Source organism: Acetobacterium sp. K1/6 (assembly GCF_034438075.1).
Taxonomy (GTDB): Bacteria; Bacillota; Clostridia; order Eubacteriales; family Eubacteriaceae; genus Acetobacterium; species Acetobacterium carbinolicum.
In genome coordinates this window covers 87,865-110,620 of sequence record NZ_JAXQGA010000004.1, presented here as the reverse complement: position 1 = coordinate 110,620, position 22,756 = coordinate 87,865, and the positions used below count along the sequence as shown (strand labels likewise).

Here is a 22,756-nt window from a genome sequence, read left to right as displayed (position 1 = left end):
AGGAACGTATACAAATGGAAGGTATCGATTTAATTAAAGCATTTTCAGCTGTTGGAGCTGGTATCGCAATGATCGCCGGGGTAGGACCTGGGATTGGTCAGGGATTTGCAGCCGGTAAAGGCGCCGAAGCAGTTGGCCGTCAGCCAGAAGCACAAAGTGATATCGTTAGAACCATGCTTTTAGGGGCAGCAGTTGCTGAAACAACAGGGATCTACGGTTTGATCGTGGCACTGATCTTACTCTTTGCTAATCCCTTTATTTAAATAGGTGATTTTGTAATGAAATACTTCAAAGCAGATGAATTTAGAAAGGGGGATATAACATTATGATTGAATACGCTGGCTTAGTTGGAATAGACTTAATGGTTTTATTGGCAACGGTCGTAAACTTTATTATTTTCTTTTTAATCTTGAAACATTTCTTTTATGAAAAAGTTAAAGATATTCTTGCCAAAAGACAAGATGATATTTCTGCTGAAATCGCAGGAGCGAGTGAAAAAAATGCTGAAGCTGCAAAGCTGAAGCAGGAATATGAAGGTTTACTGGCTGATATCCGTTTGAAAGAGCGGGAAATTATCCGGGATGCAAATGTGGAAGCGCAGGCTCAAAAACACGAGATCATCGAAAAAGCGCATGAGGATGCGAAATTAGTCATCGAAAAAGCGATGCAGGAAATTGAACTCGAAAAACGCAAGGCAATGAACGAAGTAAAATCTAACATTGTCGACCTTTCGCTCTTTGCGGCGGAAAAAATAATTCACGAATCCATGGATCAAAAACAACACGAAAAAATGATTTTGGACTTTATCGATAAGGTAGGGGAAGCTAAATGAGTTTAGTTGCAAGAAAATATGCCCATGCTCTATTTCTGGTGGCTGATGAGCACAATCAGATTGAAGAAATACTTGCAGATTTTACCGGTGTTGTTGACTTGGTTCGATCAGAAAAGAATCTGCTGAATCTCATCTTAACACCATCATTGAATAGTGATGAAAAAAAAGGGATTTTACTGCGCGTGTTCGAAACTGTTTCTAGTCAGTATGTTAAGAATTACTTGAAGATTCTTGTGGACAAAGGTCGATTTGAAAATATTTTTGAAATTTATGATGACTTTAAAGCTCAGTGTAACGAGCATAGAGGTTTAGTTGAAGCCCGGGTATTGACTGTTGTACCCCTGGACGAAGCCCTTCGGATTGCGCTAGAAGAAAATCTGGCAAAGCGCTTTAGTAAAAAAGTGATTCTAGAAAATGTCATTGATGCATCAATTTTAGGCGGCGCTGTGGTTTATGTTGGGGGCCAGGTTATTGACGGGAGTATCAGAAATCAGTTAGATCAAATGAAAACACAAATGAATAGTTTAAGACTACAATAAAAAGAGGTGAGTAAAGTTGAATCTCCGACCAGAGGAAATAAGTCAAATTATTAAAAATGAAATTGAGCGTTATGAAGATAAGCTTGAAGTCGTCGATGTCGGTACGGTCATTCAAGTTGGAGACGGGGTTGCCCGTGTTCATGGTCTTGAAAATGCTATGGCAGGCGAGCTTTTAGCTTTCCCTAACGAGGTTTACGGGATGGTACTCAATCTTGAAGAAGACAATGTTGGTTGTGTTCTTCTTGGTTATGATGATGACATCGTTGAAGGTGATATCGTTCGGTGTACCGGTCGTATTGTGGAAGTACCAGTCGGCGACGCCATGATTGGCCGAGTTGTTAATGCGTTGGGTTTTCCAATTGATGGGAAAGGCCCGATTAACACAGATTTCCGTCGTCCCGTTGAAGTTAAAGCACCGGGTGTTATTGAACGTGAATCAGTTAATCAGCCGATTCAAACCGGGTACAAAGCGATTGATTCGATGATCCCCATCGGACGTGGACAACGTGAGTTGATCATTGGCGACAGACAAACCGGGAAAACAGCATTAGCGATTGATACCATCATTAACCAAAAAGGTGAAGATGTTATCTGTATTTATGTCGCCATTGGCCAAAAAGAATCAACCGTTGCCCAGATCGTTGGACAATTGGAAGAAAATAATGCCATGGACTATACCATTATTCTTTCAGCTGGGGCTGCCCAATTGGCACCACTGCAATATTTAGCACCATACGCTGGAGTTACCATGGCTGAATATTTCATGAATGAACAACAAAAAGATGTGCTGATTATTTATGATGATTTATCAAAACATGCGGTAGCTTACCGAGCCATGTCCCTGATTCTGCGTCGTCCGCCAGGTCGTGAAGCTTATCCAGGGGATGTTTTCTATTTGCATTCACGACTTCTTGAACGTGCGGCTAAGCTTAAAGCAGGTGGATCCATTACCGCGCTGCCAATCATTGAAACCCAGGCAGGTGACGTTTCGGCCTATATCCCAACCAATGTAATCTCGATTACAGATGGTCAGATCTTCCTTGAAGGTGAACTTTTCCGTTCTGGTATTCGTCCAGCAGTTAACCCTGGTATCTCGGTATCCCGAGTTGGGGGATCCGCTCAGATTAAAGCCATGAAAAAGGTTGCCGGACCGCTTCGTATTGAGTATGCTCAGTATCGGGAGTTGGCATCTTTTGCCCAGTTTGGATCAGATCTTGACGATGCGACCAAAGCCCAGTTGGCTAAAGGCGAACGGATCGTTGAAATCCTGAAACAGGATCAATATGACCCGATGAAAGTTGAAGAACAGGTATTGATTCTTTTTGCGGCAACGAACGGCTTCCTGCTGGACGTTGAAGTAAAAAATATCCGTGAATTTGAAAAAGGTCTAATGAAATATGCTCAAAAGAATTACCCTGAAATTATGATCAAGGTTAAAGGGAAGGACGGCCTTTCAGATGAGGTTGTCGCAGCTTTTGGAGAATGTATTGAGGCTTATAAAAAAGTTTTCAGTAAATCTGTATAGATTGTCAGCGGAGGTGATTTCGAGTGGCAGAAAATGTACAAGATATTAAACGTCGGATAAAAAGTGTAAACAGTACCAAGCAAATCACCCATGCCATGGAATTGGTGGCTTCAGCAAAGTTGCGAAAAAGTCGTGAGCTTGCCGAAGGCCGTCGCCCTTATTTTGAGGCCATGATTGAAAGTATGGGACGCATTGTCGAGAAAAGCGGAAATACACGAAATATCTACATGAAGCAGCGTGAAGTCAAAAAAGTTGCCTATATCGTCATAACTGGGGATAAAGGATTAGCCGGTGGCTATAATGTGAATGTTGCCAAATTGGTTGAAGATCATGTTGCCAATAAAGAAGATGCTGTTATTTATACGGTGGGTTCCCGTGGCCGCGATCATTTCAGAAACCGTTATTATGACATCCAGGGTGAATATCTTGGAATTTCCGAACGACCCACGTTTTTTAATGCAAAAGAAATCACAGGGGTTGTAATGGAAGGTTTTAAAAATGGCGATTATGATGAAGTATATATAGCCTATACTAAATTTGTTTCAACAATCGCTCAGCATGCACAGTTGATGAAACTGCTTCCGATTAGTGCTGAAGACTTAAAACCGGAAGAAAAAGACGGAGCCGGAGAAGTGGCCGTGATCGATTCAGAATTGACGATTATGGCTTATGAACCGGAACCGGAAGAACTGCTCGGTCTTTTGATTCCCAATTTTGTCAGTAGTACGGTTTATGGTTCAATGATCGAAAGTGCTGCCAGTGAACAAGGGGCCCGTCGAACCGCGATGGAATCGGCGACGACTAATGCTAATGAGATGATTGATGGTTTAACACTTAAATACAACCGTGTCCGTCAGGCGGCGATTACTCAGGAAATTTCTGAAATTGTCGGCGGAGCGGAAGCACTGAGATAAAAATGCATAAAGCAGGATCACAATTCCTGCCGGGACAGAAAATTATGAGTGCAAATTAATTTGCACAAGGAGGTTATAGGGAATGGCCCAAAATATAGGGAAGGTTGTTCAGGTTATTGGTCCAGTTGTCGATATCAAATTTCAAAAAGACAAACTGCCAAAATTGAACAATGCTGTAAATATTGAACTCAATGGACATACCCTGGTAGTTGAGGTAGCTCAACAACTTGGGGATGATATTGTCAGATGTATTGCGATGGACTCGACAGATGGTCTGGTTAGAAACCAGGAAGCTGTGGATACCGGAGCAGCGATTCAAGTGCCAGTAGGGAAAGCAACCCTTGGCAGAATGTTTAACGTTTTGGGTGAACCCATTGATGGGAAACCCTTTGATACAACCGGTGTGACCATGCACCCAATCCATCGTCATCCACCAAGTTTTGAAGAACAACAAACACAACCAGAAATGTTTGAAACCGGAATCAAGGTTGTTGACTTGATCTGTCCTTACGTTCGCGGAGGTAAAATTGGTCTCTTCGGTGGTGCCGGTGTTGGTAAGACTGTACTAATTCAGGAATTAATTAATAATATTGCAACCCAGCATGGTGGTTTATCTGTTTTTGCTGGTGTTGGTGAACGTACCCGTGAAGGAAATGACCTTTACTACGAAATGATGGAGTCTGGGGTTATCGATAAAACATCCCTTTGTTTTGGTCAGATGAATGAACCGCCAGGAGCCAGAATGCGTATTGCTCTGGCCGGTTTGACCATGGCTGAATATTTCCGGGACGATGAAGGTCAGGACGTTCTGCTGTTCATCGATAATATTTTTAGATTTACCCAGGCGGGTTCTGAAGTGTCGGCACTGCTTGGCCGGATGCCGAGTGCGGTTGGTTACCAACCGACCCTGGCGACCGAAATGGGTGCGTTGCAGGAACGGATTACATCCACCAGCAAGGGATCTATTACATCGGTTCAGGCTGTTTATGTACCTGCCGATGACTTAACGGACCCTGCGCCTGCGACGACCTTTGCCCATCTGGATGCCACCACGGTACTTAACCGGGCGATTACAGAAAAAGGTATTTATCCCGCGGTGGATCCACTGGATTCGACGTCGCGTATTCTTGATCCCAAAATAGTAGGTCAGGAACACTACGAAACAGCCCGTGAAGTTCAGGAAATTTTACAACGGTATAAAGAGTTACAGGATATTATTGCCATTTTGGGGATGGACGAATTGTCTGACGCCGATAAAGTAACAGTAACCCGGGCCCGTAAAATTGAACGTTTCCTTTCTCAGCCGTTTCATGTTGCAGAACAATTTACCGGTACATCGGGTGTATATGTAACAATTGGTGAAACCATTAAGGGCTTCAAAGAAATCCTTGAAGGAAAACATGATGATTTACCAGAGAATGCCTTCTTATTGGTGGGAACCATTGAAGATGCAATTGTAAAAGCAAAAAAAATTAAAGGTTAGTTGAGGTGAGTTTTAATGGCTGAAACGTTCAGATTAAAAATCATTGCTCCGACTGGGATTTTTTTTGACGATGATATTGAGCGTATTGTCATCCGGGGATCAGAAGGTGAATTGGCTGTGCTGGCAGAGCATACACCGCTGACTACCACCGTGGCTATTGGTACCTTTAATATTATTTTTGCGGATAAGAAGAAAAAATGCGGCACCCTTTTAGGAGGCGTTGCCACCATTAATCCCAGAGAGACGATTATTTTAACCGATGCGGCTGAATGGCCGGAAGAAATTGATCTTAAACGGGCAGAAGAAGCAAAAGAACGGGCACTTAAGCGTATTCAAGATGAGAAATACGATACCGCCCGAGCTCAAGTTGCCTTGAAAAGAGCAATTGCGCGTATTAATACAAAAAAAGAATTATAACAAAAAGAAAGCCGGGATTCGTCTAGAATCCCGGCTTTCTTTTTGTGCTTTTATCGGGTTGCTAGTTTTAAAGACCCTTGTTCTGTGCTATAATTTAAGTTGAAAAATAAGGAATTTTATTTGTCAATCGATGAAGCAAAAAATCAAATAAAGAGTATCATCAATAAAAAAACCATCGTAAACGGAGGATAAGGAATGAATATTTGTATTATCGGACTGGGCATTCTGGGAATTACCTATGGTTCTGTTTTATCAGATTCGGACGTCAATATTAGCTGCATTGACACAGATGAAGAAACAATCGATATGCTTAATGAAGGCGAATTGCCTGTTTATGAGCCAGGGTTAAAGGCGTTGGTTTCGACTTCAGTATCGACTGGCCGATTGTGTTTTAGTTCAAATATTCGAAACGCCATCAAAAAAAGCGAAATCATTTTTATTACCTGCGAAGTGCCGACGGATGATCGTGATTTTCCCGATCTCCGGTTTATGAAACCGATAGCCCAAAGCATCGGTAGTCATATGGAGTCCTATGTAACAGTGGTGATTAAGTCAACTGTTCCCCCCGGTACCTGTCAGATCATACAACAAACCATTAAAAAAGCCCTGGACGACCGAGAGGTTGAGATTCCCTTTGATGTCATCAGTAATCCGGATTTTGCCCGAAAGGGTTCCATGATCAAGGATTGTCTGGTGCCGGATATGGTTGTGATCGGATCGGATTCTCTGGAGGCGGTAGAACGCTTAAAAAGGCTATATGATACCCTTCATGTCAGAGAAGAAAATTATGTAATTACCGATCCCCAAAGTGCGGAAATGATTAAATACGGGGTGAATGCCTTTCTGGCGACGAAACTTTCCTTTATCAATGAGTTGGCTTTACTTTGTGAGAATGCCAATGCCAATATCATTGACGTTTCCAATGGTATGGGTCGGGACGAGCGGATTGGGCCAGGCTTTTTAGAAGCGGGTCCCGGTTATGGTGGCAGTGACTTACCCAAAGATTCGAAGGCTCTCGTTGAAATTGCCAGAGCCTATGGCGAGGACTTCATGGTGCTCAAGGGTGCGATTCTCGCCAATGAAAAACAAAAGAACAAAATGGTGGAGAAAATTAAACGGGTTTTGGGTAATCTGGAAGGAAAAACAATTGGCATTTTAGGTCTTTCTTACAAACCGGAAACCACCGACATGCGGGAAGCGCCGTCGATTAATATCATTAAGGGCCTGGTTACTGGTGGCGCTAAAATAAGAATTTACTGTCCCGAAGGAAGCCAGGAAGCCAAGTGGCGATTACACAACGAAAAGGATGAAATTACCTACTGTCATGATGTCTATGATGCCGCCGAGAAAGCTGATGCCCTGGTACTCATCACCAGCTGGCGGGAATTTAAAGGAATGGATCATGAGCGGGTTTTGAGCGTCATGAAGGATCGCTTTTTCTTTGATTTCAGAAATCTGTTTGGTGAAGATCCGCCAAAAGGCTTTGTTTATTCAGGTCTGGGGATTCCAGAAAAGGAGATAAAATAAGATGAAAAAAGTGCGTAAAGCGGTTATTCCGGCAGCAGGACTGGGCACCCGGTTTTTACCGATCACCAAGTCGATACCCAAAGAAATGCTACCGATTGTGGATAAACCCACGATCCAATATATTATTGAAGAAATTGTTGCATCGGGCATTGAAGAAATATTGATTATCAATGGACGGAATAAAGAAAGCATCATCAACCATTTTGATCAGGTGCCAGAACTGGAAGCGTTGTTAAAAGCCGGGGGGAAAACCGCAGCGCTAGAGCAAGTCGAAGCGATTACGAACATGGCAAAAATCTTTTCAGTGCGTCAAAAAGAAGCCAAAGGTTTGGGACATGCGGTGCTTTGCGCCAAAGAATTTGTGGGAGACGAACCCTTTGCAGTGGTACTGGGGGATGATATTGTTTATAATGATAAAAACCCGGCACTCAAACAAATGGTTGACATCTATAATACTTATGGGGCGTCAGTCATCGGAGTACAACAGGTCGCTTTGGACCAGGTCAATAAATATGGTATCGTTTCCGGAGATGCTGTTGGGAATCGGGTCTATCAGGTCAATGATCTGGTTGAAAAACCGGCCATCGGTACAGCGCCATCGACCATGGCAATTTTAGGGCGGTACATCATCACCCCGGGAATATTTGAGGTGCTGGAGCACACCGGTAAGGGCGCCGGAGGGGAAATTCAACTCACTGACGGGCTCAAAACCCTGGCAACCATCGAAAAAATGTTTGCCTATGATTTTATTGGTAAACGTTACGATGTGGGCGACAAGCTTGGCTTTCTACAGGCTACCGTTGAGTATGGTTTGCGGGATGACAAGCTGGGGAGTGACTTTAAAATGTACTTAGAAAGCCTGTTAAACACGAAATAAACAGCCAATGCTAATCGTTAGGGGCGGTTCGATTATGTGTGATCACCCCAAAAGGATTGGAGAAAGGGAAACTAATGGATTATAAAAGAGCATATAAAAACTGGCTAGACCAGCCGGAACTGGATTGTGAACTTTGGTCGGAGCTGGAAGCCATTACCGATGAAAAAGAAATTGAAGATCGCTTTTACACCGATTTGGAATTTGGAACCGGCGGAATGCGGGGGAAAATGGGCGCCGGCAATAATCGGATGAATATTTATACCGTCGCAAAGGTAACCTATGGATTAGGGAAATATCTGCTCCGTCAGGACATTCAGAATTGGGAAAAGGGTGTGGTCATTGCCTACGACTCGCGGCATAACTCCCGAAAATTTGCCGAAACAGCAGCAGGAGTACTGGGTAAAATGGGCGTTGTGGCCTATCTTTTTGAAGAGTTACGGCCGACTCCGGAACTGTCTTTTGCAGTGCGGGAATTAAAAGCCGCCGGTGGTATTGTTATTACTGCATCCCATAATCCCAAAGAATACAACGGCTATAAGGTTTATGGGCCGGACGGTGGGCAGATGGTAACGGCTTCAGCAGATGCTTTAATCGCAGAAATCGGGAAAATTCAGGATGTTTTTGATATTCCGATAATGTCTTTGGCGGAAGGCCTCAATCAGAAAATTATCATGATGGTGGGCGAAAAAATGGACAATGCCTTTACAGATGCCGTTGCTGCCATTTGTTACCCTAGTCCAGACAGTGGAATAAAGGTGGTCTATACGCCGCTTCATGGAGCCGGGAACACCCCAGTTCGTCGGGTATTAACAGAGCTGGGTTATCAGCAGGTATTTGTTGTTCCTGAACAGGAGTTGCCGGATGGTGACTTTACTACTGCTCCTTACCCAAATCCCGAAGATCCGGCGGTGTTTTCGTTGGCAATAGCACTGGCCGAAGAAAAAAATGCGGATATCATTATTGGAACCGATCCCGATGGCGATCGGGTGGGAGTGGTTGGCCGGAATCCCCAAGGCGCGTTTGAGATTCTCACCGGCAATCAAACCGGTGCTTTACTGGTCGATTATTACCTGAAAACACGAAAAAGTCTGCCTGAGAATAAGGTTGTCATTAAAACAATTGTTACCAGTGAACTGGGCGGGATTGTGGCAAAATCGCATGGCGCGGCAGTGCTTGATGTGCTGACCGGCTTTAAATATATTGGCGAATGCATGACCGATTTTGAGAAAACCGGCGACTATACCTTTGCCTTTGGATATGAAGAGAGTTATGGCTATCTGGCGGGAAACTATGCCCGGGATAAGGACGCCGTGGTAGCATCGGCTCTCATTTGTGAGATGACGGCTTATTATAAGAAACAGGGGAAGACGCTTTACGAAGCTCTGAACGCTTTATATGAGAAACATGGTTATTTCATTGAAGATGTGGTCGCCTTGACGCTTGAGGGGATTGAGGGAAAAATGAAAATCACCGAAATCATGGAAAAGTTCCGAAAGGTCAGTTTCCCCGGTTTTGCAGATGCCAAGCTGATCGCCTTTAATGATTATCAAGCGGGAGTGAGCAATGATGTGGTTTCAGGGGAAAAAGCTGAAATTGATCTGCCTCGATCGAATGTGCTGAAATTTGTTTTTGATGATTACTCCTGGTTTGCCTTGCGCCCCTCGGGGACAGAACCAAAGCTTAAAGTTTACTTCTCGGTAACCGGAAAAACCGGCGATGAGGCAGTGGCAAAAAAAGAATTGTTAAAAAAACAGGTAACCGCTTTAATCGAAGTTTAGAAAAAAATGATTCGATGTGGGCTGATAAAAAGGGCATCATTTCTGCAAGCAGAAATGATGCCCTTTTGTTTATGAGGGGAAAGGTCATTCGGTATAAATCGTAAAAATTAATCGCTGGCTTCGCTCTCGACTTCAGTATCTAAACCTGAGCTGGAGTCTGATCCTGAGCTAGAGTCTGAACCGGAATCAGACCCCGAGCTGGAATCGGAGTCGGAATCAGATCCTGAGCTGGAGTCTGACCCTGAGCTGGAGTCTGACCCTGAGCTGGAGTCTGACCCTGAGCTGGAGTTTGAATCAGACGAACTGTTATCCGTACTGGAAGAATCCGAGGTATCAGAACTTCCGGATGAGCCTGAGGATTCAGTGCTTGAATTGGACGAATTATCAGTATAAGAATAATCGCTGTCGCTTTCGCTTGAGGTGGGTTCACTGTAGGAAGACGATGAACTACTGCCGGCGTAGTAGGCGATGGCATCGCTTATTTTCTGTACCCGATCGGATGGGACATAGGCCTTATAGGTGCTTGACGCCGAGCCGGAAGTCGTTCCGGTAGTGCTATCGGTCGCACTTGAATCTGAATTGGTAACGGGGCTGGTCACATTCGTCCGGTTGCCGTTTGAGGTGCCATCGGTATCGGTGCTGTCTGTTGTAGCGGTTGAACTCCCGTTGGTCGTGTCAGTTGTTGTTTGGGCCGGCCCATAGATAAAGGCGTGGAGGGCAATGACATTATCGGCTAGACTGGTCGGCACCACATAAGAGACGCTATTGATCATGGCGGTCGTTACATGGGCATCGGTGGGAAGCCGGAACTCCAAAAATTGTTTGTCTGGAGATTCTAAAAAGGCTTTAGCATAGGTGGTAAGCTCGCTGATTGAGAGGGTGGTTTTAATGTAAGGATAAACCTTACTTAATAAACTGATGCCGGTGGCCACATCGATATTAAAGGCTTTGTCGGCGATTTGGCCAACAACCTCCCGCTGCCGTTCGGTACGATGGAAATCATCATCACTATAACGGTTTCTGGCATAGGCCAGAGCCTGAACACCGGTTATGGTCTGAACACCGGTTGTTTTCAGATAGGGATCCGCCTTGCCAACCTTATCGTTGACATCATCAATATACTTATTGGTCCATTCGAGAACATCTTCATTTAGGACATTGACTTCGACCCCGCCGATGGCATCAACCGTATCGACCATGGCATCAAAATTGACAACCACATAATCCTTGATGTTTAAATCAAAATTCTCATTAAGGGTCTTAACAGCCAGCTCAGGTCCGCCGTAGGCATAGGAGGCGTTTATCTTATCGAAACTTTCGTAGGTATCCTTGGTTTCGGGGATTTGAACGAGTAAGTCACGCATCACCGAAGTAACCTTAATGTTTCCATTTCTGAAATCCATGGAGAGGATCATAATGGTATCGGATCGATCTCCATCAATGTCGCTGCGTCCGTCGACACCAAAAACAGCGATATTTATCGTTTCAATATCAAGATCATTGTTAACTTTTAATTCGGCCTCATTCATTTTTGGTTCGGCCACCATTTCATTGATTTGACTAAGGGTATTAAAACCATATACAAGTCCGGTGCCTATTAGTGAGACAATCAAAAATAGGATGACTAAAATTACTTTCTTTTTCATTAAAGATTCCTTTCGATTCACGAGCTAAAATCATATCACTCAATAATAACATAGATATGCTTAAAAAAACATTGAATTATCGGGTGGAATCAAATATTGCTTCAAAAAGATCGTTTTAGCGGATTTGGATAATCTTAAAAAGCTGAAAGAATCTAGAAAAAAATAGACTTTTCGAGGGATATAAAGTATAATGACAATGAATTTTTATGGGTTACAGCTTAAAAAATGCTAGGTATCAGAATAAATAAATACTTAAAAGAACGATGAAATAAGGTGAAATATGAAAGTATTATTAACAGGTTCCAATGGGCAACTGGGACGGGAATTAACCCGGCAGCTCAAGCAAAAAAAGATTGACCATGTTGGGTATGATATTCCTGAATTTGACATTACCGATAAAGAAAAAATGACGGTGATCATTGCTAAAGAGCAGCCGACGGTGATTGTCAATTGCGGGGCACTGACCAATGTCGACGGTTGTGAAACTCAGAAAGAGCTGGCCATGGCCATTAATGCCGCAGGCCCAAAATCTTTGGCAGAAATCGCCCGGGATCAGGATATTGTTCTGGTACAGGTTTCCACCGATTATGTTTTTGACGGCGGCGGGATTTCATTAAACGGCGTACTGCGGCCCTATGTGGAGGCTGATCCAATCGATCCTAAAACAGTTTATGGTGAGAGCAAAGCGGCGGGAGAAAAAGCGGTTGTAGAAACAACGCCTAAATATTTTGTCATTCGGACCGCCTGGCTCTATGGTGATGGTAATAATTTTGTCAAGACCATGTTGGAGCTGGCGTCAAAGCACCCCAAACTGACCGTTGTCAATGACCAGGTTGGTTCACCCACCAGCACCGTCGATCTGGCAGCAGCGATTATTGATTTAATGCAGACTGATCATTACGGTACCTATCATGGCACCTGCGAAGGACAATGTAGTTGGTACGACTTTGCCGTCGAAATTTTCAGGTTGTCGGGAATCAAGGTTGCAGTAGAACCAGTAACCTCTGAGCAATTTGTTAGACCAGCGCCACGTCCTAAATACTCCGTGCTTGAAAACAAGGCTTTAAATGATTTGAACATGAATCATTTCAGACCCTGGCAGGTTTCCCTGGCAGAATATTTAAAAAATCTAAACTAATCGTTTTAAAATAGTAATATAAAAGGTAGTGCCAGTTTTGATGTGGTCCCATATCAAAGCTGGCAGTAGCCTGCAATGCGTAAATAATTTACAAGAGAAGAGGCAATGATGAAAGGTATTATTTTAGCCGGAGGTTCCGGCACACGACTTTATCCAATCACCCGGGCGGTGTCCAAACAGTTGCTGCCGATTTATGACAAACCGATGATTTATTATCCATTGGCAACTTTGATGTTGGCTGGGATTAAAGATATTTTAATTATTTCCACACCCCACGATCTACCCATGTTTGAACGGTTATTTGGTTCAGGGGAAGAATTGGGGTTAAATTTTTCCTACGAAGTGCAGGATGCCCCCAATGGTTTGGCTGAGGCTTTTATTATTGGTGAGAAATTTATTGGGGATGATAATGTTGCCCTTGTATTAGGTGATAATATTTTCTATGGCCACGGCTTTACGGACACCATCAGAAAAGCGGCGGAACTTCAAAGCGGGGCCGTGATCTTTGGTTACCCGGTAACTGATCCACAGCGCTATGGGGTAGTTGAGTTTGCGAACGACGGAAAAGTGCTTTCGATTGAAGAAAAACCCGAGAATCCAAAATCTAATTTTGCAGTGCCGGGCCTTTATTTTTATGATAACACGGTCGTTGAAATTGCTAAAAATATTAAACCTTCGGAAAGAGGGGAACTGGAAATTACCACGGTTAATGAAATCTATTTAAAACAGGGCAATTTAAAGGTGGAATTGTTTGGCCGAGGCATGGCCTGGCTTGATACTGGAACGCATGATAGCTTGATTGAAGCCTCCAATTTTGTGGAGACGATCCAGAAAAGACAGGGTCTTTATGTCGCCTGTATTGAAGAGATTGCTTATTTGCGCGATTTCATCGATCAAGATCAGCTTTTAAAATTGGCAGAACCGCTAAAGAAAACGGCTTACGGCCAGTATCTGATCCAATGTGCTAAGGGTAAGTAGGCGGTATTATGGCAAAGATAAAGGTAATAAAAACTAAAATTGACGGATTGGTGATCATTGAGCCGTCTGTTTTCGGTGATCATCGTGGATACTTTATGGAAACCTACAACGAGGAAGAATTTCACAAAGCGGGTTTAACGATGCGGTTTGTTCAGGACAATGAGTCCAAATCCTGCCAGGGCGTGTTGCGGGGACTTCATTTTCAGACTAAATTTTCCCAGGGAAAACTGGTTCGGGCTACAAGAGGCGAGGTTTATGATGTCGCCGTCGATCTGCGAAATGGATCACCGACCTATGGACAATGGGCGGGAGTGCTGTTAACAGAAGAAAACAAGACCATGTTTTATATTCCGGAAGGCTTTGCGCACGGATTTTTAGTCGTCTCAGAGGAAGCGGTGTTTAATTATAAATGCACCAATTTATATGCCCCGGAATACGATGGCGGGATTCGCTGGAATGACCCGGAAGTCGGAATTAAATGGCCCCTTGAAACCATCTCGGAAGTGCTGCTTTCTGAAAAAGACGGCCAGCTTCCCTTTCTAAGTGAAATCAGTGATACCTTAAGATTTGAGTAGTAGCATCTAAATATAGAGAATTTGTAATAAAAGAAATGGAGTAATCATGAAAACAATATTAATCACCGGAGGGGCTGGATTTATCGGCTCAAACTTTGTAAAATATATGCTCAATTCGCACCCGGATTATAAGATAGTTAATGTGGATGTGCTAACCTACGCCGGAAATCTGGAAAATTTAGCAGATGTTGAAGGCAATCCCAATTACGTTTTTGCCAAAGGGGATATTGTCGATCGGCCTTTTATTGCGGATCTTTTTGATCAGTATGATTTTGATACGGTGGTGAACTTTGCCGCCGAATCGCACGTTGATCGGAGTATTGAAGATCCGGAAATTTTTATTAAGTCTAATGTGATGGGAACCCTGGTTCTCTTGGATGAGGCAAAATTTCACTGGCAAACCGGCAAAGATGACAATGGCTATCCGACCTATCGGGATGGCGTTCGCTACCATCAGGTATCCACCGATGAGGTGTATGGCGCTCTGGGAAAAACGGGCATGTTCACTGAAGTGACCCCGATCGCCCCGAACAGTCCTTACTCAGCCTCCAAGGCCAGTGCGGATTTACTGGTGCGTTCCTATGGACAAACCTTTAAACTGCCCGTTACCATCAGCCGCTGCTCTAATAATTACGGACCTTACCATTTTCCCGAAAAACTGATTCCGCTGATGATTTCCAATGTGGTAGCTTTAAAAAGTTTGCCGGTTTATGGTGATGGGATGCAGATCAGAGACTGGCTGCACGTCAAAGATCATTGCAGTGGCATTGATACCATCCTTGAAAAAGGGATGGCTGGTGAGGTTTATAACATTGGCGGAAACAACGAAAAAGCCAATATCGACATTGTCAATTTAATTATTGAGGATGTCGGTGAAATGCTGCGCTCCGGCAAATATGCCATTGATAATGACGGTTCAAAAATCAGTAAAGATCTGATTACCTATGTTGAGGATCGATTGGGCCATGATCGTCGCTATGCCATTGATAATTCAAAAATCACCACGGAGCTGGGTTGGGAACCGTCCTACACCTTTGAAGAGGGGATTGCGGAAACCATAAAATGGTATTTAAATAATCAGGAATGGTTAGAACAGGTAAAATCTGGTGACTATCAGCAGTATTATGAAAAGATGTACTCAAAAAAGTAGAATAGCTGCAAAAGAAAAAGCACAGTTTTTGTGCTTTTTCATTTAAGAATAAGAATGAGGTGTCTGTTTTGTACTTGTTTAAAGATTTAATGGATTATATTAGAGATTTGTATGCAAATCGGAAACTGATCCGGAAATTTTCGATCAACGATTTTAAGTCCCGGTATGCGGGGTCTTTTTTAGGTATTATGTGGGCGTTTATTCAGCCAACGGTTAACATTGCGGTGTATTGGTTTGTGTTTGGTGTGGGATTAAAATCACCTCCTACAGGGGGGGTTCCTTTTATTTTATATCTCATCACCGGTATCATTGTCTGGTTTTTCTTTTCAGAGTGTTTTGTGAATGGAACGAATTGTTTTCGTGAATACAGCTATCTGGTTAAAAAGGTAACCTTCAATATCAAAATTCTGCCAACCGTTAAAATAATATCATCATTATATACGCATATTTTCTTTATTTGTTTTGCTATCGTGATGTTACTTATTTACGGTCATTCATTGACACCTCACTTTTTACAAATTGGGTATTATTTATTATGTTTAATTGTTTTTTTAACTGGATTAACATGGATAACGGCTTCACTACAACCATTTTTCACTGATATTCTGCAATTTATTAATGTGGGGATGCAGGTTTTGTTCTGGGGAACGCCAATTGTAGTGCCTGTTGAAACATATCCTGAAAAGCTATTATGGATTATGAAATTAAACCCTTTATATTATATTGTCCAGGGATACCGGGAGAGCTTTTTTGGAACGGGCTGGTTCTGGGAGCATCCGGTCATGACCGCATATTTCTGGGGGTTTTCATTTGTACTGCTGCTAGTCGGAATTGCTGTGTATCGAAGGTTAAGACCGCATTTTGCTGATGTTTTATAGAGAAATGTTGATCACGGATCAGTGGAGGAAATTATGTCAGATGTGGCAATAAAAATAGAAGAAGTGACAAAGATTTACCAACTATATAAACGGCCGATGGATCGCTTAAAAGAGTCGATGAGCCTGATTAAGAAAAAAGAATACCATCAAAAGTTTTATGCCCTTAATAATATCAATCTCGAAATTAAAAAAGGTGAATCGATTGGAATTGTGGGTAAAAATGGATCAGGAAAGTCAACCCTGCTCAAAATTATTTCTGGCGTTTTGACCCAAAGTAAGGGCGAGGTTTATGTTGACGGGAAGGTATCGGCATTGTTGGAGCTGGGAACCGGGTTCAACCCGGAATACACCGGCATCGAGAATATCTATGCCAATGGTCTGATCATGGGCTATAGTCAGGAAGAAATGGATGAACGATTGGATGATATCGTCAATTTTGCCCAAATTGGCGAGTACATTTATCAGCCGGTTAAAACCTATTCCAGTGGAATGTTTGCCCGGCTGGCCTTTGCTACCGCCATCAATGTGGACCCGGAAATTTTAATTGTGGATGAGGTGCTGGCCGTCGGAGACGCGAAATTCCAGATTAAATGCATTAATAAAATGGAAGAGTTTAAAGCATCGGGAAAAACGGTGCTCTTTGTGTCTCATACCCTGGAACAAATCAAACGCTTTTGCACCAAAGGGGTCTGGATTGATCAGGGCGAAATGCGGATGTTTGATGACGTTACCCACGTCATTGATATGTATGAAAGCGAAATGCTAAAAGAAGCCATGGAACAGAAAGCCCTTGAAGAAGGGAACCCAATGGCTGAAAAAATGGAAATCGATGCCCATCTGGGGAAAATTACCGCCGTCAGTTGTAACACTGAAACCCTCACGACCTTTGATGATTTTAGTGTCGAGATTGAATACGAGCTGTATGATGATGTAAAAAGCGAACCGCTGGTGGGAGTGGCCTTTTATACCATTGACCGTCAGTATATCTTTGGTCCGAACACCCATTTGGATGAGGTTAAGATTCCCAAAACAAAGGGAATCCATCGGGTCCGTTATGTGGTGCCGCGGTTACCGCTTCTGGGCGGGAAATATGAGGTTGATATCGGGCTTTTTGCAAATAAAAGCATTGTTAATCTGGACTATGAAACAGCGGCCTTTGTGATTTCGGTTGTGGCCGATTATTTCACCGAAGGCCTGGTTCATATGGAACATCAATGGGAAATAATAAAGGATTAGAGAAAGGTTATTGGGATGGAGAAGAAATCAGTTATTGAACAGGAAGAAATAAAATATTTTATCGACAAAATAGTCAAAGATGAAGCGAGTCAATGTGCAACCGTTCAGGGATGGGCCTTTAATACAAAAACCAAAGAACCGGTCGAATTGTATTTACTGGGACGAGAAGCGACGGGCGTTCAATTCAAACGGGATTTCAGAATTGACGTCAACAATAAATATGCCCTGCCTGATGATGCCAAGATTGGCTTTATTATAGAGTTTGATGAAAAAACCTATGGCCAAAAACTAAAACTCAAATTAACGGATGAAAACAACATCCGCATTGTTCCGATTAATTTAAAAAAGAATTATGATTATCTAAAACAGCCCAATCTGTTTAATGCCAAACGACTAGTTGGTATTACAACCCGAACAGTGGGATACTTTAGTCGCAATGGACTAAAAAACACGATCCGCAAAATAAAGTTTGAACTAAAATATAAAAATCAGGAAAACTATGATTTCTGGATTGATGTCCATGAAGATTATGACCCCAAAAAGGCCATCGAAGAAATTAAAAAATTTTCCTATAAACCTAAGGTATCGATTGTTATGCCGGTATATAATGTAGAAGAAAAATGGCTCAGAGCCTGTGTTGATTCGGTTCGCAACCAATATTATCAAAACTGGGAATTATGTATCGCTGATGATTGCTCCAGTGATGCTCACATTAAACCCTTGCTGGAAGAATTTAAAATGCTCGATTCCCGCATCAAGGTGATTTACCGGGAAGAAAATGGCCATATTTCAGAAGCATCAAATTCAGCTCTGGCCATTGCCACGGGCGAATTTGTGGGGCTTTTGGATAATGATGATACCTTAGCCGAATTTGCCTTGTATGAGGTGGTTAAATTACTTAATGATCATCCGGAAGCGGATCTGATTTATAGTGATGAAGATAAGCTAAGTGAAGATAATAAACGAAGCCAGCCATTTTTTAAAACCGACTGGGCACCGGATATCTTACTGGCGACCAATTACATCTGCCACTTTGGGGTTTACCGCAAAACCATTATCGATGAAATCGGCGGCTTCAGAAAAGGCTATGAAGGGGCCCAGGATTATGATCTGGTACTGCGATTCACCGAGAAAACCGATAAGATCTTCCATATCCAGAAGATCTTATATCACTGGCGGATGATTAGTAATTCTACAGCAGTCAATCCGGAATCAAAAGGATATGCCTTCGAAGCGGGACTTAAGTCGCTAGAAGATGCTCTGGAAAGACGGGGGATCAAAGGGACGGTTACTCACGGGGCGTTTCCCGGGGTTTATACAATCGCGTATGAAATTGTAAATAACGGTTTAGTGTCGGTGATTATTCCAACCCGGGATAATGCCGCGGATTTAAAAGCCTGTATTGAGTCGATTTATGAAAAAACAATCTATCAAAATTTTGAAATCGTCGTTGCCGATAATGGCAGCGAAAAAGAAGAAACGTTTAAATTATTTGAATACTTTACCAAGAAATACAAAGATCAGTTTAAGGTGGTACGGATTGATATCCCCTTCAACTTTTCGCAAATCAATAACTTGGCCGTTAAGGAATCAAAGGGTGAGTACCTACTGTTTCTGAATAATGATATCACCGTGATCACTAAAGGCTGGATGAAACGGATGGTCAGCCTGGCGCAGCAGGAACATGTTGGTGCAGTCGGTGCAAAACTTTATTATCCCGATAATACCATCCAGCATGCCGGTGTTTTACTGGGGATGGGCGGCGTCGCCGGACATGGCCATGTGGGCTATCCCCGGGGCGATTATGGCTATTTTGGTAAACTGGTCACCACCAATAACTACACCTCGGTGACGGCGGCCTGTATGATGGTAAAACGGGAAGATTTTGACCGGGTTAATGGTTTTGAAGAAAAATTGACGGTAGCCTTTAATGATGTTGATCTGTGCCTTAAACTTTATGAACTGGGCAAATTTAATGTCTGGCTTCATAATGTCGAGCTTTACCACTACGAGTCAAAATCGCGGGGGGCCGAGGATACTTATACGAAATACAAACGCTTCAACAGTGAGATTAAATATATGAAAGATCACTGGTTAAAGTATATCAAGAATGACCCCTATTATAATCGAAATTTAACACGCGTTGATGGCAACTACGCAATCAGTGTTGATATCGTTGGTTATGTAAGGGGAAAAACCAAAGAAGATGAAGAGAATGAGATTTAACTTAAGCGTTCATAAGATGTAACGAATAAATTGACGATGTAAAATAGTTGTGATATTATCGTGACATCTATAAGGTTAATGACAGCAGGCAATAATTTTAAGAAAGGAGGAGAATAATGGAGTCAATTAAAAAAAGAAGAAAGCAAGTAGCGCTAGTGGGGGTAGGTATCCTCATCTTGTTTACTTTCTTTTCATATTTTAGCCTGACTGTTAATGCGGCAAGCACCACCATCATCATTAACCCCGGGCATTTAGATGGGGTTGATTCTGGGGCGGTGAACGGCAATACCGGGATTCGCGAGGTTGATCTGAATAATGCGTTGGCAATCAAGATTGTTTCAACCCTTAGAGCGAGCGGCTATAACGCCATGTTGAGCCATCCGGTTCCCGGGAATCCCGGGTTACCGACCTTGTTTTCAAGTGCTCCGGCTTATTCATCGTTTTCGACAACCATCTGCAATAAAGCAAATGAAATTAATGCGGATTTGCTAATTAGTATTCATCATAACTCTGGGGGAGCAACGGCCAGCGGTTATGAATTTTATTGGAGCAGTTATCACCCAACAGTTGATAACAATGGGATTTATCAAAAGGCGGGATTATGGGGCGATGGTTCGCTGGCAGATCTGGATGCAACGCCACCTGCGATTGCGATAATGTCAAAAGAGCTGGCCAATAATCTCAATACAAATTTCAAGGCGAGTCTGACTCATGTTCCCAGTCGAAATCAGATTATTGAACGGGATGACGCGATTACCCGCAAAACAAGCATGCCTTCAGTATTGATTGAAGCGGGCTTTATATCCAACAATGCCGAATCATTGAAGTTAGCTGATGGAGCCAACCAACAAAAGATGGCTGACCAGGTTCTAATCAGTGTTAGCGAACTTTTTGCAGCCTCAACAACACCGATGACAGCCACCGGTTTTACGGCCACTGTTAGCGGCGATAAAATCACAGCAACGGTTAAAGGTGTCTCAGCACCCAATGGTTTGCAGGTTATTTATATTCCAACCTGGAGTGATGAGGGTGGACAGGACGATTTAAAATGGTACACCGCGACCAAACAAAGCGATGGCAGCTACAGCGCAACTATCGATGTTAAAGATCATGGTTACGAAAGCGGCAATTACCAATTGCATTGTTATGGCGTGGATTCATATGGTAAGTACACCTTACTCGGAAACACAAATGCCAATGTTACAGCATCAGTTCAGGAAAAAATGACGGCAACCAGTGTAACCGGCACCGTCTCTGGTAATACCATAACAGCAACAGTAAAAGGGATAATAGCACCCAATGGCATCACCTCAATGTCGATCCCCGTCTGGAGCGAGACCGGCGGACAGGACGATCTCAAGTGGTACAATGCGACCAAGCAAAGTGATGACAGTTACAAGGTTGTCATCGACATTAAAGATCATAATTACGATGGTGGCAACTATAATATTCACGCCTATGGAACGGACAGCTATAAGAAGATGACTTTCCTGGGCAGCACAACGGCAACTGTTAAAGTTGATACAATGAAAGCGACCAGTTTAGTCGGAACGGTATCGGGCAGTAAAATCACCACAACGGTTAAAGGGATCACGGCGCCAAATGGAATTTCAGATATGACAATCCCAATCTGGAGTGAAAATGGCGGTCAGGATGACATCAAATGGTATACCACTACTAAACAAAGCGATGGCAGTTATAAGGTGACCGTTGACATCAAGGATCATAACTTCGATGGTGGGATCTATAACATCCACGCTTATGGTAAAGATACCAATGGCAAGATGACATTTATCGGTGCAACGACGGTAAATGTGACCGTTGAGCCGATGACAGCAACGAGTGTGACCGCAAGTGCGTCCGGCAACAAAATCACAACGACCATTAAAGGAATCAAGGCACCTAGTGGGATTAAGTCAATTACGGTCCCGATCTGGAGTGATGTCGGTGGACAGGATGATATCAAACGGTACACCGCCACCAAACAAAGTGATGGTAGCTACAGTGTGACCATTGATATTAAAGATCATAACTATTCAGGCGGAGCCTATAGTATTCATGTTTATGGAATCGACAATAATGAGAAGATGACCTTTTTAGGTAATACCGCAGCAAGTGTGGCGACAACTCCGATGTCGGCATCAACAGTTGCGGCGACAGTAACGGAAAATATTATTACGGCAACGGTTAGCGGCATTACTGCTCCTAATGGAATCACGAGTATACAGATTCCAACCTGGAGTGATGTTGGTGGCCAGGATGATATCAAATGGTACACCGCCACGAAACAAAGTGATGGTAGTTATCAGGCGATGATTGATGCCAAAAACCATAAGGGCGATAGTGGAACCTACTCACTTCATGCCTATGGGGTTGAAGCGGATGGTCGTTCGGTATTTCTGGGCAACACCTCAGTGAGTGTCCGCTATGTGGAAACCCCGATTATGGGGGCAACCACCGTGAGCGCGGCGCAACTGGTGGCCTATTATAAGAGTACCGGAAGTGTGTACCCGCAGCATTACAATGATCTGGGCGTTAATCTGGAAAAATTTGTGGCGCTTTACATTCAGGAATGCAATGCTGAAGGCGTTCGCGCCGAGGTCGCCTTCGCCCAGGCGATGCTAGAAACTGGTAATCTGCAATTTGGTGGTGACGTTAAAGTGACCCAATTCAATTTTGCCGGGCTGGGCGCGACTGGTGGAGGCGTACCGGGATTTGATTTTGCAGCGGCTTATGGCAGCAACAGTACTGGGCTTCAAACCGGAATCCGCGGTCATGTCCAGCACTTAAAATGCTATGCCAGCAGTGCGGCGTTAAATCAAACCAATGTTGATCCACGATGGAATAATTCCCTTCGTTTAAAAGCCCTTTCAGTTGAAGAACTGGCAGGAACCTGGGCAGCTGATCTGACCTATGCCGGTAAGGTTAAAACGATTATGAAAAAGTTTTAATGATGAAGAAGTTTAATTTGAATGCGTTTTAATTCTGAAACAGAGCCAAAACAGTTTGGCTCTGTTTTTTGAAATTATAAGAAATG

19 protein-coding genes are annotated in these 22,756 nt (G+C 43.2%); 18 read left to right on the top strand and 1 reads right to left on the bottom strand.

All coding sequences use genetic code 11. The annotated features are described in order from the left end of the window. The first annotated feature begins 14 nt into the window (after positions 1-14). The 10 genes from atpE to U2P91_RS04770 all read left to right on the top strand — a co-directional run bounded on the left by atpE (position 15) and on the right by U2P91_RS04770 (position 9,892). Positions 15-263: an ATP synthase F0 subunit C gene (atpE, locus tag U2P91_RS04815; protein WP_111888351.1), complete on the top strand. Its 249-nt coding sequence runs from the start codon at positions 15-17 to the stop codon at positions 261-263. 62 nt (positions 264-325) lie between these two features. Beyond that, positions 326-832: a F0F1 ATP synthase subunit B gene (locus U2P91_RS04810; RefSeq protein ID WP_111888350.1), complete on the top strand. Its 507-nt coding sequence runs from the start codon at positions 326-328 to the stop codon at positions 830-832. After that, entirely contained in the window at positions 829-1,371 is a 543-nt protein-coding gene (locus tag U2P91_RS04805) for a F0F1 ATP synthase subunit delta (RefSeq protein ID WP_111888349.1), read from the top strand. Before U2P91_RS04810 ends, U2P91_RS04805 begins: the two co-directional genes overlap by 4 nt. A 16-nt stretch (positions 1,372-1,387) precedes the next feature. Beyond that, positions 1,388-2,896: a F0F1 ATP synthase subunit alpha gene (atpA, locus tag U2P91_RS04800; RefSeq protein ID WP_111888348.1), complete on the top strand. Its 1,509-nt coding sequence runs from the start codon at positions 1,388-1,390 to the stop codon at positions 2,894-2,896. 23 nt (positions 2,897-2,919) lie between these two features. Beyond that, positions 2,920-3,810, top strand: a complete 891-nt coding sequence (gene atpG, locus U2P91_RS04795; RefSeq protein ID WP_111888347.1) for an ATP synthase F1 subunit gamma — start codon at positions 2,920-2,922, stop codon at positions 3,808-3,810. An 82-nt stretch (positions 3,811-3,892) separates the two neighbouring features. Further along, positions 3,893-5,293 carry a F0F1 ATP synthase subunit beta gene (atpD, locus tag U2P91_RS04790; RefSeq protein ID WP_111888346.1) on the top strand — a complete coding sequence of 467 codons (1,401 nt, stop codon included), beginning with the start codon at positions 3,893-3,895 and terminating at the stop codon, positions 5,291-5,293. A gap of 15 nt (positions 5,294-5,308) precedes the next feature. Next, positions 5,309-5,710, top strand: a complete 402-nt coding sequence (gene atpC, locus U2P91_RS04785) for an ATP synthase F1 subunit epsilon (protein ID WP_111888345.1) — start codon at positions 5,309-5,311, stop codon at positions 5,708-5,710. Between the two features lie 195 nt (positions 5,711-5,905). Beyond that, complete coding sequence (locus U2P91_RS04780) at positions 5,906-7,237, top strand: UDP-glucose/GDP-mannose dehydrogenase family protein (RefSeq protein ID WP_322519168.1); 1,332 nt, start codon at positions 5,906-5,908, stop codon at positions 7,235-7,237. A gap of 1 nt (position 7,238) precedes the next feature. Then, positions 7,239-8,114, top strand: coding sequence for a UTP--glucose-1-phosphate uridylyltransferase GalU (gene galU / locus U2P91_RS04775; RefSeq protein ID WP_322519167.1), 876 nt, complete (start codon positions 7,239-7,241; stop codon positions 8,112-8,114). Positions 8,115-8,188: 74 nt separating this feature from the next. After that, positions 8,189-9,892: a phospho-sugar mutase gene (locus tag U2P91_RS04770; protein ID WP_322519166.1), complete on the top strand. Its 1,704-nt coding sequence runs from the start codon at positions 8,189-8,191 to the stop codon at positions 9,890-9,892. Positions 9,893-9,999: 107 nt separating this feature from the next. Here U2P91_RS04770 and U2P91_RS04765 read toward each other — a convergent pair whose 3' ends face one another. Beyond that, positions 10,000-11,538, bottom strand: a complete 1,539-nt coding sequence (locus U2P91_RS04765) for an LCP family protein (protein WP_322519165.1) — start codon at positions 11,536-11,538, stop codon at positions 10,000-10,002. Positions 11,539-11,818: 280 nt separating this feature from the next. On the opposite strand from U2P91_RS04765, the gene rfbD reads away from it, so the two are divergent. The 8 genes from rfbD to U2P91_RS04725 all read left to right on the top strand — a co-directional run bounded on the left by rfbD (position 11,819) and on the right by U2P91_RS04725 (position 22,670). Next, on the top strand, positions 11,819-12,676 hold the full coding sequence (gene rfbD, locus U2P91_RS04760; protein ID WP_322519164.1) for a dTDP-4-dehydrorhamnose reductase: 858 nt from the start codon (positions 11,819-11,821) through the stop codon (positions 12,674-12,676). 108 nt (positions 12,677-12,784) lie between these two features. After that, positions 12,785-13,654, top strand: a complete 870-nt coding sequence (gene rfbA, locus U2P91_RS04755) for a glucose-1-phosphate thymidylyltransferase RfbA (protein ID WP_111888339.1) — start codon at positions 12,785-12,787, stop codon at positions 13,652-13,654. Positions 13,655-13,662: 8 nt separating this feature from the next. Then, positions 13,663-14,229 carry a dTDP-4-dehydrorhamnose 3,5-epimerase gene (rfbC, locus tag U2P91_RS04750; protein ID WP_111888338.1) on the top strand — a complete coding sequence of 189 codons (567 nt, stop codon included), beginning with the start codon at positions 13,663-13,665 and terminating at the stop codon, positions 14,227-14,229. 46 nt (positions 14,230-14,275) lie between these two features. Continuing rightward, positions 14,276-15,379, top strand: a complete 1,104-nt coding sequence (gene rfbB, locus U2P91_RS04745; RefSeq protein WP_111888337.1) for a dTDP-glucose 4,6-dehydratase — start codon at positions 14,276-14,278, stop codon at positions 15,377-15,379. An 89-nt stretch (positions 15,380-15,468) separates the two neighbouring features. Continuing rightward, complete coding sequence (locus tag U2P91_RS04740) at positions 15,469-16,257, top strand: ABC transporter permease (protein WP_322519163.1); 789 nt, start codon at positions 15,469-15,471, stop codon at positions 16,255-16,257. A 33-nt stretch (positions 16,258-16,290) separates the two neighbouring features. Further along, positions 16,291-17,493 carry an ABC transporter ATP-binding protein gene (locus tag U2P91_RS04735; protein ID WP_322519162.1) on the top strand — a complete coding sequence of 401 codons (1,203 nt, stop codon included), beginning with the start codon at positions 16,291-16,293 and terminating at the stop codon, positions 17,491-17,493. 15 nt (positions 17,494-17,508) lie between these two features. Continuing rightward, positions 17,509-19,719 carry a glycosyltransferase family 2 protein gene (locus U2P91_RS04730; protein WP_111888335.1) on the top strand — a complete coding sequence of 737 codons (2,211 nt, stop codon included), beginning with the start codon at positions 17,509-17,511 and terminating at the stop codon, positions 19,717-19,719. A 116-nt stretch (positions 19,720-19,835) separates the two neighbouring features. Continuing rightward, positions 19,836-22,670 carry a GBS Bsp-like repeat-containing protein gene (locus U2P91_RS04725; protein WP_322519161.1) on the top strand — a complete coding sequence of 945 codons (2,835 nt, stop codon included), beginning with the start codon at positions 19,836-19,838 and terminating at the stop codon, positions 22,668-22,670. The last annotated feature ends 86 nt before the right edge of the window (positions 22,671-22,756 follow it).

Excerpts from the sequence above, each read along its gene's own strand:
- atpE (WP_111888351.1), top strand. The coding sequence starts at position 15 with ATGGAAGGTATCGATTTAATTAAAGCATTTTCAGCTGTTGGAGCTGGT.
- U2P91_RS04810 (WP_111888350.1), top strand. The coding sequence starts at position 326 with ATGATTGAATACGCTGGCTTAGTTGGAATAGACTTAATGGTTTTATTG.
- U2P91_RS04805 (WP_111888349.1), top strand. The coding sequence starts at position 829 with ATGAGTTTAGTTGCAAGAAAATATGCCCATGCTCTATTTCTGGTGGCT.
- atpD (WP_111888346.1), top strand. The coding sequence starts at position 3,893 with ATGGCCCAAAATATAGGGAAGGTTGTTCAGGTTATTGGTCCAGTTGTC.
- atpC (WP_111888345.1), top strand. The coding sequence starts at position 5,309 with ATGGCTGAAACGTTCAGATTAAAAATCATTGCTCCGACTGGGATTTTT.
- U2P91_RS04780 (WP_322519168.1), top strand. The coding sequence starts at position 5,906 with ATGAATATTTGTATTATCGGACTGGGCATTCTGGGAATTACCTATGGT.
- galU (WP_322519167.1), top strand. The coding sequence starts at position 7,239 with ATGAAAAAAGTGCGTAAAGCGGTTATTCCGGCAGCAGGACTGGGCACC.
- U2P91_RS04770 (WP_322519166.1), top strand. The coding sequence starts at position 8,189 with ATGGATTATAAAAGAGCATATAAAAACTGGCTAGACCAGCCGGAACTG.
- U2P91_RS04765 (WP_322519165.1), bottom strand. The coding sequence starts at position 11,538 with ATGAAAAAGAAAGTAATTTTAGTCATCCTATTTTTGATTGTCTCACTA.
- rfbD (WP_322519164.1), top strand. The coding sequence starts at position 11,819 with ATGAAAGTATTATTAACAGGTTCCAATGGGCAACTGGGACGGGAATTA.
- rfbA (WP_111888339.1), top strand. The coding sequence starts at position 12,785 with ATGAAAGGTATTATTTTAGCCGGAGGTTCCGGCACACGACTTTATCCA.
- rfbC (WP_111888338.1), top strand. The coding sequence starts at position 13,663 with ATGGCAAAGATAAAGGTAATAAAAACTAAAATTGACGGATTGGTGATC.
- rfbB (WP_111888337.1), top strand. The coding sequence starts at position 14,276 with ATGAAAACAATATTAATCACCGGAGGGGCTGGATTTATCGGCTCAAAC.
- U2P91_RS04740 (WP_322519163.1), top strand. The coding sequence starts at position 15,469 with ATGGATTATATTAGAGATTTGTATGCAAATCGGAAACTGATCCGGAAA.
- U2P91_RS04735 (WP_322519162.1), top strand. The coding sequence starts at position 16,291 with ATGTCAGATGTGGCAATAAAAATAGAAGAAGTGACAAAGATTTACCAA.
- U2P91_RS04730 (WP_111888335.1), top strand. The coding sequence starts at position 17,509 with ATGGAGAAGAAATCAGTTATTGAACAGGAAGAAATAAAATATTTTATC.
- U2P91_RS04725 (WP_322519161.1), top strand. The coding sequence starts at position 19,836 with ATGGAGTCAATTAAAAAAAGAAGAAAGCAAGTAGCGCTAGTGGGGGTA.